The organism is Methylomonas sp. LL1 (genome assembly GCF_015711015.1).
Taxonomy (GTDB): Bacteria; Pseudomonadota; Gammaproteobacteria; order Methylococcales; family Methylomonadaceae; genus Methylomonas.
The window spans coordinates 1,975,077-1,990,245 of record NZ_CP064653.1 but is presented as its reverse complement, the minus strand read 5'-3'; the positions used below and the strand labels follow the sequence as shown (position 1 = coordinate 1,990,245).

The following is a 15,169-nucleotide window of genomic DNA, read 5'->3' as shown; positions in this document are numbered from 1 at the left end:
TGCTTAATCAACGGCAAATTGTTTGGATTGGGTGCATTTATTGTCATGAATCGCCTTAGGATTTGGTTGGAAATAATTTCCCTGAATTGTTTGTAGGGGCGATTTTAATCGCCCAGGGCGAATGAATTCGCCCCTACAGGACATTCGAATATCGGGAACTTATTTTTGACGAAATCCTTGGGTCGCGGCTAAAGCCCCTCCTGCACCGGCGATATATGAACGACCACCAAAAAATCCTTAACAGCCGATCCCATCGTTAACTTTCGGCATCCGTCTCCGGCATCAACCGCCCAGCCGGTTCCTCGATATTAGCAGGATTGGGGACGGAAAACGGTGTTTGACCGGTTAGCGCGACTTGGTCAATCGCATTGATCATTTCCGTCAAAACCGCACCGATGTCTTCCAGCAGAGCTTCCAGCGCATGAGTATCTTGCCGCATCAGTGCTTGTTCCAACTCCGCGGCCAAGCCTGTCAGCCGATCGTTTGCCACCGAGCTGGCGCTACCCTTGAGTTTATGCGCAAGATAAATAGCTGCTTCATGATCTCCCGCTTGATAAGCGGCCTTGATTAATTTGGCGTCGTCGGCATGCCCGGAACGAAACACGGTCAACATTTTGCGGTACAACACAAGGTTATTGCCGGTGTGTTGTTTCGCGATATCTAGGTTTACTCCAGGCAAAACAGGAAGTTCCCGCCAAACGGAGACTGCTTTCGCGCCGGTCTCGGTTAAATCAAGCGGTGTTTGCGGTTTGATCCAGCGTGCCAGTGTCTGGAAGAACTGATCCCAGGCAATAGGCTTGCCGATATGATCGCTCATTCCGCTAGCAAGACAGCGTTCGCGATCTTTTGCCATCACGTTGGCGGTCATGGCGATGATCGGTAGATCGGCAAAGCGTGGGTCGGAACGGATGATGCGGCTGGCTTCAAAGCCATCCATCACCGGCATCAGACAGTCCATCAGCACGGCCGAATAGCTGTTCCCGCCAACCATTTCTATGGCTTCGACGCCGTTGGTGGCGAGATCGACCCGGATACCCTTGCTGGCGAGTATGTCCAGCATCAATTCTTGATTAATGGGATTATCTTCCACCAACAATAAATAGGCATGGCTTAGTGCTGGGTAATGGTCCGGGAAAATGGTTTGCGGAGCGAGTGGATTGGGTTTGGCCGCTGTCCTCGCGCCGAGCGCCACAGTGAAATAGAAGGTCGTGCCCGGTTGTCCGTTATTGTTTTCAATGCCGATCGTGCCGCCCATGGCTTCGACCAGGCTCTTGCTGATCACCAGTCCCAGTCCGGTGCCGCCGTATTTGCGTGTGGTCGAATTATCACCCTGATTGAATGCTTGGAATAATTTGCTTTGCTGCTCTTGATTTAAACCGATGCCGGTATCGATAACGCTGAAGCGTAAATGTGCTTGTTTTTCGTCGGCGCTTAATCGCCGCACGCGTACCGTCACGCCTCCGGATTCGGTAAATTTAATGGCATTGCTCAACAGATTGAGCAATACCTGTCCGAGGCGAAGCGGATCGCCGATCAATTCGGTGGGAACATCCGGCTCAATATCAAAGCTTAGCCGTAATGGTTTCTCATTTAGCAGCTGCGACGATACGTCGGCCAAGTACTGTATGACCGTATCAAGACTGAATTCGGTGTATTCCAGCGTGAGTTTGCCGGCTTCGATTTTGGAAAAGTCTAAAATGTCGTTCAGTATGCCCAGCAACCATTTGGCCGAAGAGCTGATTTTATTCAAGTAATTACGCTGTTTAGGCGTTAAGTCCGCCTCCAGAACCAAATGAGTCATGCCAATGATGGCGTTCATCGGTGTACGAATTTCATGGCTCATGTTGGCTAAAAAGGTGCTTTTAATTTCCGCCGCCGCCAACGCTTGTTTATGCATGTCTTCCAGCTCGACCGTGCGTTGGAAAACTAGCTGTTCCAGTTTGGCTTGCGCGTTTTTAAGTTGGCGGACCCGCCAAACATAGATGGATAGCAATAAACCGCAGATCATGCCGAGGGCAAGCACTCTGAACCAGGTTGTCTGCCAGTAGGGCGGAGTGATGGTGATGGGTAGGCTGACGCCGGCTTCATTCCAAACGCCGTAGTTGTTGCTGGCCTTGACCCGAAACAGGTATTCGCCGGGCGTGAGGTTGGTGTAGGTTGCCACGCGATTGCTACTATCGGTCTTTACCCAGTCGTGGTCGAAGCCTTCCAGTTTGTAGGCGAACTGATTGCGTTCGGGATTGGCGAAATGCAGCGCGGAAAAACTCAGCGAGAATACCGACTCACGCCAGGACAGCGTCAGGGCCTTGGGTGCCGTCACACTGCCGGCCAGATGCATGCCTTCGGATTTATAGCCGTCGGATAGCGAATGATTGAATACGCTGATGTCGGTTATGGCCACCGATGGTTGTATCTGGTTTTGCCGCATTTTTTGGGTGTCAACCACCAGCAAACCGTTACTCATAGCCAACAATAACGTATCGTCATCGTTGAAAAATGATCCGCCCGGTTGAGTCCTGCCGGGGAAGTCGCCGGGAAGATAATAGTTCTCGAAGCGTTGAATCGATGGGTCAAAGCTTGAGACGACGGAACCGGCGATCAACCAGAGTTTGCCGGTTTTGTCGATATTCAGTGAGCGAACATTGTCATTGGCTAGACCGTGCGCATGGTTGAAGGTGCGAAAACTAATCCTGCCATCGTTTTCCACCACGGCTTGGCTAATACCGTTGACGGAAGCAATCCATACCGAACCATGTCTGTCTTCCACGAAGTCCATGATGTCGGTACTCCTTAGGCTGTTCGGGTCGGTTGGATCGGCTTGAATGCTTTGGACTTTGCCGGTGTCCGGGTTCAGGATGCTTAAGCCGCCACCGGTGGTATTGGCGCCGCTGAGCCAGACTTTGCCGCTACGATCAACCAGTATCAGCGACACGGAATTGTTGCTTAAGCTATCCGGATTGAGCGGATCATGCTGGAATATTCGTTTGATGCCCGATTTGGGATCATATTCAATTAAGCCGCCACCGGTTCCGAGCCAGAGCGTACCATGGCCGCTAGGCACGATTTTATTGACGAAATTATTGGCCGAATCGCCGAGCGAAATCGACTGAAAATGCCCCTTTTCTCGGTCGAAACGGAATAATCCGGTTCGAGTGCCCAGCCAAACGGGGCCGTTAGGCTGTTGGTAAACACTAAAAATCAGGCCCTTTGGCACCTCGCCGCCGAGAGGATGATTAACCCCCAGATTTTTAATCACTTGACGTGTCTCGGTGTTGATCAGTTGCAAGCCATCCCAACTGCCAAGCCATAACTGCCCGGGTCCCGCCGTATCTAGCGATTTTATGGCATTGTTGATGTTGGCATCCGCGCCAAGGAACGTTTTTGGCAAGAGGCGGCTAAAACCACTGCTGGCTAAATCAAGCAGGCTGAGGCCCTCGGCGCTGGCAACCCAGAGCGTTTCCGAGCGATCTTGAAACACCGACATGACAAGATTTCCCGGCAGACTGTTTTCATCTTCGGCGTGATGCTGGTAAAAGTCGGCGTGTTGTCGAGTATCGTCCCAGCGTATCAATCCGTTGAATGAGGCAATCCAGATGCCCCCATCCGAGGACTCGAAAAAGTTATAAATTCGGCAATTTTCCGGCAACATGGGCAGGTTGATGCGTTTTAGCTTGCCCCAATTACGATCGCTGGGTAACAGAAATACACCGTCTTCCGTGCCTATCCATAAACGCTGTTGGCTGTCGATTAACAAGGACTTTATGGTGTTGCCGAGTGCGTCGGGATCACGGCTGTCGATTTGATAATGCTCAAATTGCGAACTACCGGCGGGCAAGTAATCCAAACCGCTGGGCCAGGTTGCAACCCATAATCCGCCCGTTGAATCCTGAACAAGCGTCTGGATGTTGTTTTTACCCAGGCTGTCGGCACGACCAGGCTCATGTTGATAAATTTTAAATTGACCCGTAGCCGGATCAAAATGTTGCAAACCGTCTCGCGTTGCCAGCCACATGCCGTTATTGGTATCGGCAATTAGTTTGCGGATTTGGCGATTCTGGCCTGAATCATTGGGTTGGCTGGGTGGGGTGTAGCGTTTGAAGGTGTTGGTTTCCTCTTGAAAATACGCCAACCCATCCATGGTGCTTGCCCATAATCCGTGTTGCTTATCCTCGAGCAGGCTGGAAACATAATTGTGTGGCAGGCTGTCGGCTATATCCGGATTGTGTTGGAAGGTTTTGCTCTGATAACCATCGAAACGCACTAGTCCCTCGGATGTGGCAAACCAGATAAAACCCCGATGATCTTGAAGAATATTGGGCGCCACGCTAAAGCTGGCGGTGTCTTTTTTATTGGTAAAGAAATAATTGGGAGCCGAATAAGCGATAGATGCCATTAACGACAATGCAATGAACAGGGCCGTATTCAGGATGGCGAGCAGTAGTCGTGGCATCATGCAAGTATGGGGAGTTAATAATCAGTCGATAACATGAGGCCTTTGCCGTGCGTGGTAATGATCGATCACGGCATTGACTTCTCGATCCAGCTTAAGGATTTCCATGGTTGAACCTCAGTGTGAATGGCTGGGAAATCAAGGCTAGGAAATTACCATGTTTTTGTTGGTTTTATAATGTAAATCCGCAAATAAGGTGATTTTTGAGAAAGTTTGTACCCATTGCCAATGTCAAATATATGTGTCGTTCGCTGAGCGGACTTGTGCCGAGCAAAGCCGATGTAGCCGAAGCGAACGGTTGACTTCGATTCCGCTCAGTCAACGGCAAATTACTTGGATTGGATACATTTATTGTCATAGATCGCCTAATATCACAGTTTCTCGACGGAGTTGCGAAACGCCGATGGCGCTCAGACTCAGGAACCCAATATAAGATGGATGGGAGCTGGACCAGGAAACCGCTAACAGGCTGTTTTTCGCCTGTTAGCGGTAGGCACGGGCAGTAAAGCAGAGAACTGGTTTTTATGCCGTAAGTTCATCCAGAAACTTTTCCGCATCCAGCGCCGCCATGCAGCCGGCGCCGGCGGAGGTGATGGCTTGTTTGTAGTGCGAGTCCATTACGTCGCCGGCGGCAAATACGCCGGGTATACTGGTAGCGGTGGCATTGCCGTGGATGCCGCTGTTGACCACGATATAGCCATGGTCCATCTCCAATTGGCCGGCAAAAATGTCGGTGTTAGGCGTGTGGCCGATGGCGATAAAAACACCATGCACATCAATGTCCTTGCTCGATCCGTCCTGGGTGTTTTTGATGCGGATGCCGGTGACACCCATTTCATCGCCCAGCACTTCGTCGAGTTGATGATTCCATTCGATACGCACGTTAGCGGTTTGAGATTTTTCCAACAGTTTGTCGGACAAGATTTTCTCGGAACGGAATTTGTCGCGGCGATGTACCACGATTACTTCGGAGGCGATGTTGGCCAGATACAGGGCTTCCTCGACGGCGGTATTGCCGCCGCCAATCACCGCGACCGGTTTATTGCGGTAAAAAAAGCCGTCGCAGGTGGCGCAGGCCGATACCCCTTTACCCTTGAAATCTTCCTCGGACTGCAAACCGAGATATTTAGCGGAAGCGCCGGTGGCGATGATCAAGGCGTCGCAGGTGTAAATTCCGCTGTCGCCGGTTAAGGTGAATGGGCGTTTCGACAGGTCGGCGGTATGAATGTGATCGAACAGGATTTCGGTATCGAAACGTTCGGCGTGGCGTAGCATTCTGTCCATCAGTTCGGGGCCTTGCACGCCATCGACGTCGCCTGGCCAGTTATCCACCTCGGTGGTGGTGGTCAATTGTCCGCCTTGCTGCATGCCGGTGATGATGACCGGGCTCAGATTGGCGCGCGCGGCATAAACGGCGGCGGTGTAGCCGGCGGGTCCGGAACCCAGGATTAAAAGTTTGCAATGTTTTGCGGCAGCCATTGAGGCGTTCTCCATGAAGCAGGTTGAGGTAACAAAATTATACGGGCAATTGCGGAGCGATAAAACCGTTACAACGTGGGGCTGGCGCCGTCAAATCCCACCGGCTAATGTAAAATCTGCCATTTATCATCTATAATCATGTTTTATTACGCTTTATTTTCGAGAGCATAAAGTTATGGTAGCTGTTGTGGAAGAAAGAAGCGCGAGAGGTTTTCGCGAAATTGCATTATTGGGTTTTTCCTGCTGCGGACTGTTTCTTTTGATCGCGCTGTTGACTTTCGATTCGAACGATCCGGGCTGGAGTCATAGCACGTCATATCAAGCCATCAACAACGCCTGCGGCTTGTTCGGCGCCTGGTTGTCCAATTTTATTCTGTACTTTTTCGGCTTGATGGCTTATCTGATTCCTATCATGGTTTTGGGCTATGGCTACATGTTGTTCTCATCGGATCAATCTAAAACCGGCCGCTGGTTGTTGTTGATGCGGAGCGGCGGCTTCATCGCCACCATGATTTCCGGCTCGGCGATTTTGTTTTTACATTTGCATTTCCTCAGAACCAAGGTCGATTTGCCGGAAAGTCCCGGTGGTATTCTGGGCCGGGAAATCGGCGATGTGTTGGTGCATTTGCTGGGAAATTCCGGTTCTACCCTGTTATTGCTGGCGATTTTTATGACCGGCGTGACCATGTTGACCGGTATGTCCTGGTTGGGGGCGATGAATGTCGTCGGCAAATGCGCCATCGGTGTTTTTGCCGTACTGGGGCGGAAAGCGATTGAGGCTCCCGCGCGACAACGTGCCGAAAGAGCGCAACGTCCGTTGGCCGTTAAAAAGGCCCGGGCACCTGAAGCGCTTGACGAGGAAAAGCCCAAAAAGCCTAGCTTACAAATTCTAAAATCGGCTCCGATGGAAAAACCGGCGGCAGCCGTCAAGCCGCAGCGTAAAAAAGACAGCAAGCCGGTGGAGGATTTTGGGCCGGATATTTATCTGAATGCCTTGCCGCCCTTGACCTTGCTGGATAAGCGCGAAATCAAGGTCAAGCGTTATTCCAAGCTGGAGTTGGAAGAAATTTCCAGGCAAGTCGAAGACGTTTTGCAGGATTATGGTATTTCCGCCGAAGTGGAAGCCGTGTTGCCCGGTCCCGTGATCACGCGCTTTGAGTTGCGTTTGGCGGCCGGCGTCAAGGTCAGCCGGATCAGCAGCTTGGCAAAGGATTTAGCCCGTGGTTTGTCGGTGACCAGCGTACGGATCGTTGAAATCATCGAGGGCAAATCGGTGATCGGGTTGGAGATTCCCAATCAGGAACGCGAAATGGTGTCGTTGCGCGATTTGCTGGTATCGGACGAATTCGAACGCGCAAAATCCAAGCTCAGCATTGCGATGGGCAAGGATATTTCCGGTACGCCGGTGGTGGCGGATCTGGGCAAAATGCCGCATGCGTTGGTGGCCGGTACCACGGGTTCCGGTAAATCGGTCGCCATCAATACCATGATCTTGAGCTTGTTATATAAATCCAAGCCGGATGATGTGCGGATGATCATGATCGACCCCAAAATGCTGGAGTTGTCGGTGTACGAAGGCATTCCGCATTTGCTGACGCCGGTGGTGACCGATATGAAGGATGCCCAGAATGCCCTGCGCTGGTCGGTGGCGGAAATGGAGCGGCGCTATAAATTGATGTCTAAGGTCGGCGTGCGTAATCTGGCCGGTTATAACCATGCGGTGACGGAAGCCGAAGCCGCCGGTAAACCGATACGCGATCCATTGTTCAGGCCGGAAACGCCGGTGGCTTTGGAAGACTATCCCACGCTGACCACACTGCCCAGTATTGTCATCGTGATCGACGAGTTGGCCGATATGATGATGGTGGTGGGCAAAAAAGTTGAAGAGTTGATCGCGCGTCTGGCGCAGAAGGCGAGGGCGGCCGGCATTCATTTGGTGTTGGCGACCCAGCGGCCTTCGGTGGACGTGTTGACCGGCTTGATCAAGGCCAACGTGCCGACCCGGATTTCGTTTCAGGTTTCCTCTCGCATCGATTCCCGTACCATTATCGATCAGGGCGGGGCGGAAGCCTTGCTGGGTAACGGCGACATGTTGTTTCTACCTTCCGGTACCAGCATCCCGTTGCGGGCTCATGGCGCCTTCGTCGACGATCATGAAGTGCATAGAGTGGTGGAATTTCTGAAGAAAACCGGCCCCACCAATTATCTGGACGAAATCACCCAAGAACGCACCGATAGCGGCGAAGTGGCTGGTGCCGAGGGAGAAGAAAGCGAAAGCGATGCACTGTATGACGAAGCCGTGGCCTTTGTGACCGAATCCCGGAAAGCCTCGATTTCCAGCGTGCAACGCCGCTTCAAAATTGGCTACAACCGCGCGGCTCGCATCATCGAAGACATGGAAAATGCCGGCGTGGTCAGCCCGGCCGAGACCAACGGCTCCCGCGAGGTGCTGGCTCCGCCGCCGCGTTGATAGCCGATGAATGCGGCGATTATTGCGTTATTGGTAGTGATGCTGATTTCCACGGTAAGCAGTTGGTGGATGATCAGGCGCAAGGAACAGGAAAAGCCGGTGAAAATCATGATGTTCATCGGTTATTTCTGGTTGTTGACTTTTCTGCAGTTGTTTTTGTTTGCCACGCTGTATTTTATCGGCCACCGATTTTTCCCCTGATTAACCCCATGAACATGATTCCCGACTTGATCGGATACTTGGCGGCCACGCTGACCACGGTATCGTTTTTGCCGCAAGCCATTTTGACTCTGAAAACCCGAGACACCGATGCCTTATCGTTGGGCATGTACAGCCTGTTCACCAGCGGCGTGTTGTTGTGGCTGATTTACGGCATTTATCTTGCCAACCCCGCCATTATCGCGGCCAATGCCGTGACCTTGTTGCTGGCTTCTCTGATTTTGAGTTTTAAAATCTACAATACTTTGCGCAAATAAGCCTCGGAAGATGATGAAACTCGCGCTGTTGGCCGGTACCCATTCCGGTTGCGGTAAAACCACGGTCATGCTGGCGTTGCTGCAATATTTGAAAAGCCGCGGCCTGAAGCCGCGTGCCTTCAAAGTCGGGCCGGATTTTCTCGATCCCCTGTGGCATGCGGCCGTCAGCGGGCGGCCTTCCTATAATCTCGATACGCAGATGGTGGGCATAACCGAATCTCGGCGTCTGCTGAATAGCTTGGCCGAGGAAGAGGATTGTTGCTTGATCGAAGGCGTGATGGGCATGTTCGATGGCCGTGCCGGGGTAGGGCAGGCAGGTTCCAGTGTCGATTTGGCCGCCCAACTCCAAGTGCCGGTGATTTTGGTGGTCGATGCGAGGGGCATGAGCGGTTCCATCGTGCCGTTGGTCAGCGGATTTTGCGACCTTGCCCGCCAACAAGGCGTCAGCATAGCCGGCATTATTGCCAATCGTTTGGGTAGCGAACATCATGCCCAACTGGTACGGGAAGCCCTGGCCGAATACCGCTTGCCGCCATTGATTGCCTGGTTGAGTAAACAAGCTTGCGTTCTGGAGGAGAGGCATTTGGGCCTGAAAATGCCGGATATGGAGCAATTGCCGGATTTTGCGGCGGCGTTGCAAGTCGATGACGCTCTATTATCGGCGGTATTTAGCCAGTGGCGAGGAACCGAAACGGTCCGGGCGGATACGTCGGCATTATTGCAGGGGAAGACGGTGGCGATTGCCAAGGATCAGGCCTGTTGTTTCATTTATCCAGCCAATGTGGATTGGTTGATGGCGCAGGGAGCCGGCGTGGAATATTTTTCGCCGTTGGCCGGCGAAGCGGTGCCGGAGGCCGATGCCCTATGGTTGCCGGGAGGCTACCCGGAGTTGCATGTCAAACAACTGGCCCGATCGGCAACCTGGGCGTCGCTGAAAGCCTTTGTTGAATCCGGCAAGCCGGTGTTGGCCGAGTGCGGTGGGGCCATGCTGTTGGGCGAGGCGCTGCTGGCCATCGACGGCCGAAGTTGGCCGATGGCCGATATTTTGCCGTTCGTGTCTCGTATGCAAAACAAACTGGCGGCCTTGGGTTATCGCGAGGAAGCATCCGGTATGCGCGGGCATGAGTTTCATTTTTCTATCCGCGAAAGCAAAACTTCCCTCGCGCCGGCTTTTGTTTGTAACGGCGACCAGGGCATACGCTATAAAAATCTGCGCGCCTCCTATAATCACTGGTATTTCGCCAGTGCGCCGCGCGCGGCATCCGAGTGGTTTTCATGAAAAATAGAGACAGAAGGCAGGGCGTGGTATTGGTGCATACTGGCGAAGGCAAGGGCAAATCGTCCAGTGCCTTCGGCATGGTGTTTCGCGCCGCCGGCTGGGGGATGAAGGTGTGCGTGATCCAGTTTATCAAGGGCCAGTGGCAAACCGGTGAACAAAAGGCCGCCGAGCGCTTTGATAATATCGAATGGCATGCCTTGGGCGACGGTTTTACCTGGAACACCAAAAATCCGGAGCAGGACATCAAAACCAGTCGCGAGATTTGGGAATTCAGCAAACAAAAAATCCTGTCGCGGGAATTCGATCTGGTGCTGCTGGATGAAATCAATTATTGCTGCGGGTACGGTTGGATCAGCGGCCAGGAAATCGCCGATTTTATCCGGGACCAGAAACCAACCTGGATGCATCTGGTATTGACCGGGCGTAATGCCGCGCCCGAGGTGATAGAGGCGGCGCATACCGTGACGGAAATGAAGCCCATCAAGCATGCCTTTCAGGTTGGGATCAAGGCCGAGCAAGGCGTGGAATTTTAGCTGAAAAAAAATGCCGATTCTGGCAGAATTGCCGGCTTTTTAATCCTTAGCCACGGGCGCAATCATGCAGCAAACCAAACAACTTATTGAAAAATACTATCAAGCCTTCAATAACGGCGATATGGATACTTTCCTGAACTTGTTGACCGATGATGTGATTCACGACATCAATCAGGGCGATCGCGAACAGGGTAAAGCCGCATTTGCCGAGTTCATGAAAAAAATGAATCACCATTACAAGGAGCAACTGGTCGACATGGTGATCATGACCAGCGAGGACGGCAGCCGTGCGGCGGCGGAATTCGTGGTGTTGGGCGAATATCTGAATACGGACGAAGGTTTGCCGGAAGCCAACGGCCAAAGATACCGTTTACCGGCCGGCGCGTTTTTTGAAATTCGTGATGGTAAAGTGGCGCGTATCAGCAACTATTATAATCTGGGCGATTGGATTGAGCAGGTCGATCCGCAGTAGTTTTTAGCCTTACACCCTGGATGATTCCAGCCGGTCTTGGAATCATCAATTGCTGATATGTGTAACATGGCATAGAATCCAGAGCGTGACATTTCGGATTAGCCGAATATAACTATAAAACAGAGGAGAGCAACCATGGGTGAAACACAGAAATTGATGATCGCAGTCGCCGGCGTGTTTGTGGTGGGTTTTTTGTTGGTGGGCGCCAGTAAGGAGCAAACCAATGAAGAAAAAGAAGCGGCCTCGCAGATTCGAACCCTCGTCGCCATGCAGGAAATGGCGAATCAAAAATGCCCGAAATTGATCGAAAATAAAACCGGTTCGCAAGTCTTTTTTCCTTCCAAGACCGATACCGACAAGGAAACCTATGTCACCCTGGAGTGGGTGGGCGAAGCAGGCGACAACTTTAAAACCGCTTCATGTACCTTGCATCAGTCGCTGGGTGGGGTGTCCAAGCTGGTGATTGATGACAAAGTTTTAATCGATAAAAAAATCTAAGTCTATTGGCGTTCCTGCATTCCGTTAGGGGCGCCTATTGATTCCCGTCATGGCTTAGCCTATCTTCCAACCCTCGTATATTCCGAGCGTGTCGCGCCCTTTCACCCGTCCCGAACCGAAAAAATCATCCGGTGTTGTCCCCGATATTCCAGTATTCAGCCAATCGAGGATCTTATTATGAGCGACATTGCAAAACCCACCATGGCGGCCTATGACCGGTATGTATTGGTTTGTGCCGGCAAAAACTGTACGCATCATGGCGAAGGTCCGGCTTTATATGAGGAATTGAAAACCAAGTTGAAGCAGTTGGGGTTGACGGAAGGCAAAATCGTAATCAAGCGCGGCAAGGTCCATTGTTTCGGGGTTTGCACGGCAGGTCCCCTGCTGTGCGTGCAACCGGATGGGGTCTGGTATTATGCCGTCGACAGCGAAAGGCTGGACAAAATTATTGATATGCATTTGATTGGCGGCCAGCCGGTGACCGAATGGGTTTTTCATCAAGGCCCGCGTTGTCACGCATAGGGAGTTTGGAACCGGCAAGGATGGGTTATATTTCAACAACACAGCAAGACAGAGGTAAATACGATGGCAGACAATGTCCATAAGGGCGTTTTAAAAACCTGGAAAGACGATAGAGGTTTCGGGTTTATCCAGCCGGACGACAGCGATAAAGATATTTTTGTGCACATCTCGGCCTTGAAAGGCATGGCGCGCAGGCCGGTGCGGGGCGATGTGCTGCTTTATCAGGTAGGACAAGACGCGGGTGGAAAATTCAAGGCAATTAACGCCCGTATCGAGGGTGTGGAGTTTGTACAACCTAGCCCAAAAGTTACCAGGAAATGGCTATGGATAGTTGCCGCGGCCTTGGGCTTGGTCAGCGCGGCGGCGGCTTATGCGTATTTCATGTAATTGCCGTCAAACCGCATTATTCCATTAATAAAGTAAAATAGTCATCGGTATGAGCGATTCGCAAAAATGGTTGGTATTGGCTTTTGCCTTGGCCCTGGGATGGTTGTTGTATTTATTGGCGCCCATACTGATGCCTTTTGCGGTTGCCGCGATTCTGGCTTATTTGGGCGATCCTCTGGTCGATAGGCTGGAAATATTGAAATACCGCAATTTCCGATTGAACCGCACCTGGGCGGTCATCGTGGTTTTCCTGGGCATCATTGTCACGGCGACGGCGTTGATGTTGGTGATCATTCCGACCATCGAATATCAAATCGGGGAGTTCATCGATAAACTGCCTTCGTATTTACAATGGTTGAATAAATCGGTGATTCCGACCTTGCAGAAATATTTTGGTAAGGGCATCAGACCGTTGAAGATCGAACAATTGATAGTCTACATCCGTAGTTACTGGCAAGACGGTTCTTCGGTTAGCGAAAACCTGATCAAATCGGTATCGCATTCCGGTGCCGTCATCGTTGGTTGGGTCATGAATTTGGTGTTGATTCCGGTGATCACGTTTTATTTGTTGCGGGATTGGGATGACCTGGTGGCTAGGGTCCATGACTTGTTTCCGCGGCGTTATGCCTCGACCGTCGGCATGTTGGCCGCCGAAGCCGATGACGTGCTGGGTGCGTTTTTGCGCGGCCAGTTTTATGTGATGCTGGCCCTGGGTCTGATCTACAGTGTTGGTTTACTGTCGATTGGGCTGGATTTGGCGCTATTGATAGGTATGATTGCCGGTTTGATCAGTTTTGTGCCGTATATGGGGGCCTTCGTCGGCATCACCATGGCCTTCATGGCGGCTTTGCTGCAATTTCAGGATGCGATGCATTTAGTGTCGGTGCTGATCGTTTTTGCCGTCGGTCATAGCTTGGAAAGCATGCTGCTGACCCCTTGGTTGGTGGGCAATAAAATCGGCCTACATCCGGTGGCGGTGATATTTGCCGTGTTGGCCGGCGGGCAATTGTTCGGCTTTTTGGGCATCTTGCTGGCATTGCCGGTGGCTTCGGTCATCATGGTATTGTTGCGGCACATCCACGAACGCTACACCTTTAGCGGTTTTTACGGCGGCGGTTCCGGGTTGTGATAGCGCGGTTGTTGGTTTTTTGGGGATGCTCGGTTCTGGCGCAGATGGCCTTGGCCGGCGACCAGCCTCGTGAACTGGATTATGCCGCCAATCTGCAACGGAATCTCGGCATGGGACAGATCGTCTGGTTAAATGCGGGCGATCAAAAGTTTTTAGGTTTGTTGACCGAAGCGGAAAAATCCGACAATAGCAATGCGGCCATTGTGTTGCACGATCAGGGAGAGCAACCCGATCAACAATTTTTGATTCATGGTTTGCGCACCGTGTTGCCCCAGCATAACTGGACCACGTTGGCCGTGCAGTTGCCCTTGCGTGAAATCGGGGCCGGCGCGGCGGATTACTATCCTTTGTTCGACGAAGCCCGTGAACGCATCCGGGCTTCGGTCGAGTTTTTGCGCGGCAAGGGGGCTAAAAATATCGCCGTTATTGGTTATGGGATGGGGGCGGCCATGGCGGCTTATAGCATTAGCTTGGATCCTGACGCCTTGCTGGCGCTGGCCGCCATCAGTCTGCCGCTGCCGGACAGCGATTTGCCGCAGGCCCAAATAGGCCAGTTTATTCCGAAAATTGCACTGCCTTTTCTCGACCTGTATGCCGAGTTTGATTTACCCGAGGTGGTGGATACCGCCCGTCAACGCCGCATGTTGGCCAAGGACAATCCGGTATATCGGCAAATCAGGATCAATGGCGAAAACCACGCGTATCAGCATGATCCCGGCATGGTGATTAAACGCGTATACAGTTGGCTGGCTTTAACGCTGAGCCCAAATTAATTATTAACTCTCCAAAATGGAGCAAGAAATGCGTATAAGCGATGAAATCGTCTCGGAAATTCATTTGTTATCATTATTCAATTTGGCCTCGCACCAGGAAGGGGTCAAAGTACATACCAAAGCCGATGCGCAACTGATCGAGGCCGCCGATCGGCTATTTTCGAAAGGTCTTACCACGCAGAAGGATGGCGGCTATCTGACCGATTTGGGCGTGGAAGTGGCGGAACATGTCCAGAAAATGCTGACTATTTTACAGTAGCATTGACCGGATAGCTTACAGACCTAACTCGAACAGCCACTTGATCGAAATATAAAGGATCAGGCTTAAAAGACCGCAGTAGCCGAGAAAGCGGAACGGTTTTTTCAGGTTATGCCGCCAAAAGCCGGCTTGCCGGTTTTGTTGCTTTAATTCGAGATACAAGGCCCGTTGCGTGACGGTGCGCTGTTGCTGATAGTCGTCGAAAAGTATTTGGGCCTTGGGCAAATCGTCGGGATGATGCAGCCAAATGGCCGGCAGGGAAATGCCCCAGTTGCCGGCCGATGTTTCATAGAAGGTGATGCCGTTGACGTTCAGCAATTCGCGGATGTCGTCGGCTTCATCCTCTGGTACGCCTCGTAATCGAAAAAACAGTATGGACATGAGAATTAATGGATACGTGGATGTTCACTATCAGCCAAATTATACGGTAACAGCAAGTGTC

At 51.9% G+C, this 15,169-nt stretch carries 15 protein-coding genes; 12 read left to right on the top strand and 3 right to left on the bottom strand.

Going from position 1 to position 15,169, the window contains the following annotated elements:
• Positions 1–256: 256 nt before the first annotated feature.
• Both IVG45_RS09280 and trxB read right to left on the bottom strand, forming a co-directional pair.
• Positions 257–4,453 carry a hybrid sensor histidine kinase/response regulator gene (locus IVG45_RS09280; protein WP_196437537.1) on the bottom strand — a complete coding sequence of 1,399 codons (4,197 nt, stop codon included), beginning with the start codon at positions 4,451–4,453 and terminating at the stop codon, positions 257–259.
• 519 nt (positions 4,454–4,972) lie between these two features.
• Positions 4,973–5,929: a thioredoxin-disulfide reductase gene (gene trxB / locus IVG45_RS09275; protein ID WP_196437536.1), complete on the bottom strand. Its 957-nt coding sequence runs from the start codon at positions 5,927–5,929 to the stop codon at positions 4,973–4,975.
• A gap of 175 nt (positions 5,930–6,104) precedes the next feature.
• Between trxB and IVG45_RS09270 the strand changes: the two genes are divergently transcribed.
• The 12 genes from IVG45_RS09270 to IVG45_RS09215 all read left to right on the top strand — a co-directional run bounded on the left by IVG45_RS09270 (position 6,105) and on the right by IVG45_RS09215 (position 14,727).
• Entirely contained in the window at positions 6,105–8,399 is a 2,295-nt protein-coding gene (locus tag IVG45_RS09270; protein ID WP_196437535.1) for a DNA translocase FtsK, read from the top strand.
• A 6-nt stretch (positions 8,400–8,405) separates the two neighbouring features.
• The gene (locus IVG45_RS09265; RefSeq protein ID WP_196437534.1) at positions 8,406–8,600 is read left to right on the top strand and encodes a hypothetical protein; all 195 of its coding nucleotides are present in this window, start codon (positions 8,406–8,408) and stop codon (positions 8,598–8,600) included.
• 8 nt (positions 8,601–8,608) lie between these two features.
• A complete protein-coding gene (locus IVG45_RS09260) occupies positions 8,609–8,875 on the top strand; it encodes a SemiSWEET transporter (protein ID WP_196437533.1) in 267 nt (88 codons plus the stop codon).
• 10 nt (positions 8,876–8,885) lie between these two features.
• Positions 8,886–10,154: a cobyrinate a,c-diamide synthase gene (locus IVG45_RS09255; protein WP_230874818.1), complete on the top strand. Its 1,269-nt coding sequence runs from the start codon at positions 8,886–8,888 to the stop codon at positions 10,152–10,154.
• The gene (gene cobO / locus IVG45_RS09250; protein WP_196437532.1) at positions 10,151–10,687 is read left to right on the top strand and encodes a cob(I)yrinic acid a,c-diamide adenosyltransferase; all 537 of its coding nucleotides are present in this window, start codon (positions 10,151–10,153) and stop codon (positions 10,685–10,687) included. Before IVG45_RS09255 ends, cobO begins: the two co-directional genes overlap by 4 nt.
• 64 nt (positions 10,688–10,751) lie before the next feature.
• Positions 10,752–11,159, top strand: coding sequence for a ketosteroid isomerase-related protein (locus IVG45_RS09245; RefSeq protein WP_196437531.1), 408 nt, complete (start codon positions 10,752–10,754; stop codon positions 11,157–11,159).
• A 135-nt stretch (positions 11,160–11,294) separates the two neighbouring features.
• On the top strand, positions 11,295–11,657 hold the full coding sequence (locus tag IVG45_RS09240) for a hypothetical protein (protein ID WP_196437530.1): 363 nt from the start codon (positions 11,295–11,297) through the stop codon (positions 11,655–11,657).
• Between the two features lie 177 nt (positions 11,658–11,834).
• Complete coding sequence (locus tag IVG45_RS09235) at positions 11,835–12,179, top strand: (2Fe-2S) ferredoxin domain-containing protein (protein WP_196437529.1); 345 nt, start codon at positions 11,835–11,837, stop codon at positions 12,177–12,179.
• Positions 12,180–12,242: 63 nt separating this feature from the next.
• Positions 12,243–12,566 (top strand): cold shock domain-containing protein, encoded by a 324-nt coding sequence (locus IVG45_RS09230; RefSeq protein ID WP_196437528.1) that lies wholly within the window; start codon positions 12,243–12,245, stop codon positions 12,564–12,566.
• Between the two features lie 49 nt (positions 12,567–12,615).
• Positions 12,616–13,695, top strand: a complete 1,080-nt coding sequence (locus IVG45_RS09225) for an AI-2E family transporter (RefSeq protein ID WP_196437527.1) — start codon at positions 12,616–12,618, stop codon at positions 13,693–13,695.
• Positions 13,692–14,468 (top strand): DUF3530 family protein, encoded by a 777-nt coding sequence (locus IVG45_RS09220; RefSeq protein WP_230874817.1) that lies wholly within the window; start codon positions 13,692–13,694, stop codon positions 14,466–14,468. The genes IVG45_RS09225 and IVG45_RS09220 overlap by 4 nt, the downstream gene beginning before the upstream one ends.
• Before the next feature lie 28 nt (positions 14,469–14,496).
• Positions 14,497–14,727 carry a TIGR02647 family protein gene (locus IVG45_RS09215; RefSeq protein WP_196437526.1) on the top strand — a complete coding sequence of 77 codons (231 nt, stop codon included), beginning with the start codon at positions 14,497–14,499 and terminating at the stop codon, positions 14,725–14,727.
• 15 nt (positions 14,728–14,742) lie between these two features.
• Here the strand turns inward: IVG45_RS09215 and IVG45_RS09210 are convergent, their stop codons facing one another.
• A complete protein-coding gene (locus IVG45_RS09210; protein WP_196437525.1) occupies positions 14,743–15,108 on the bottom strand; it encodes a DUF6164 family protein in 366 nt (121 codons plus the stop codon).
• Positions 15,109–15,169 lie beyond the last annotated feature (61 nt).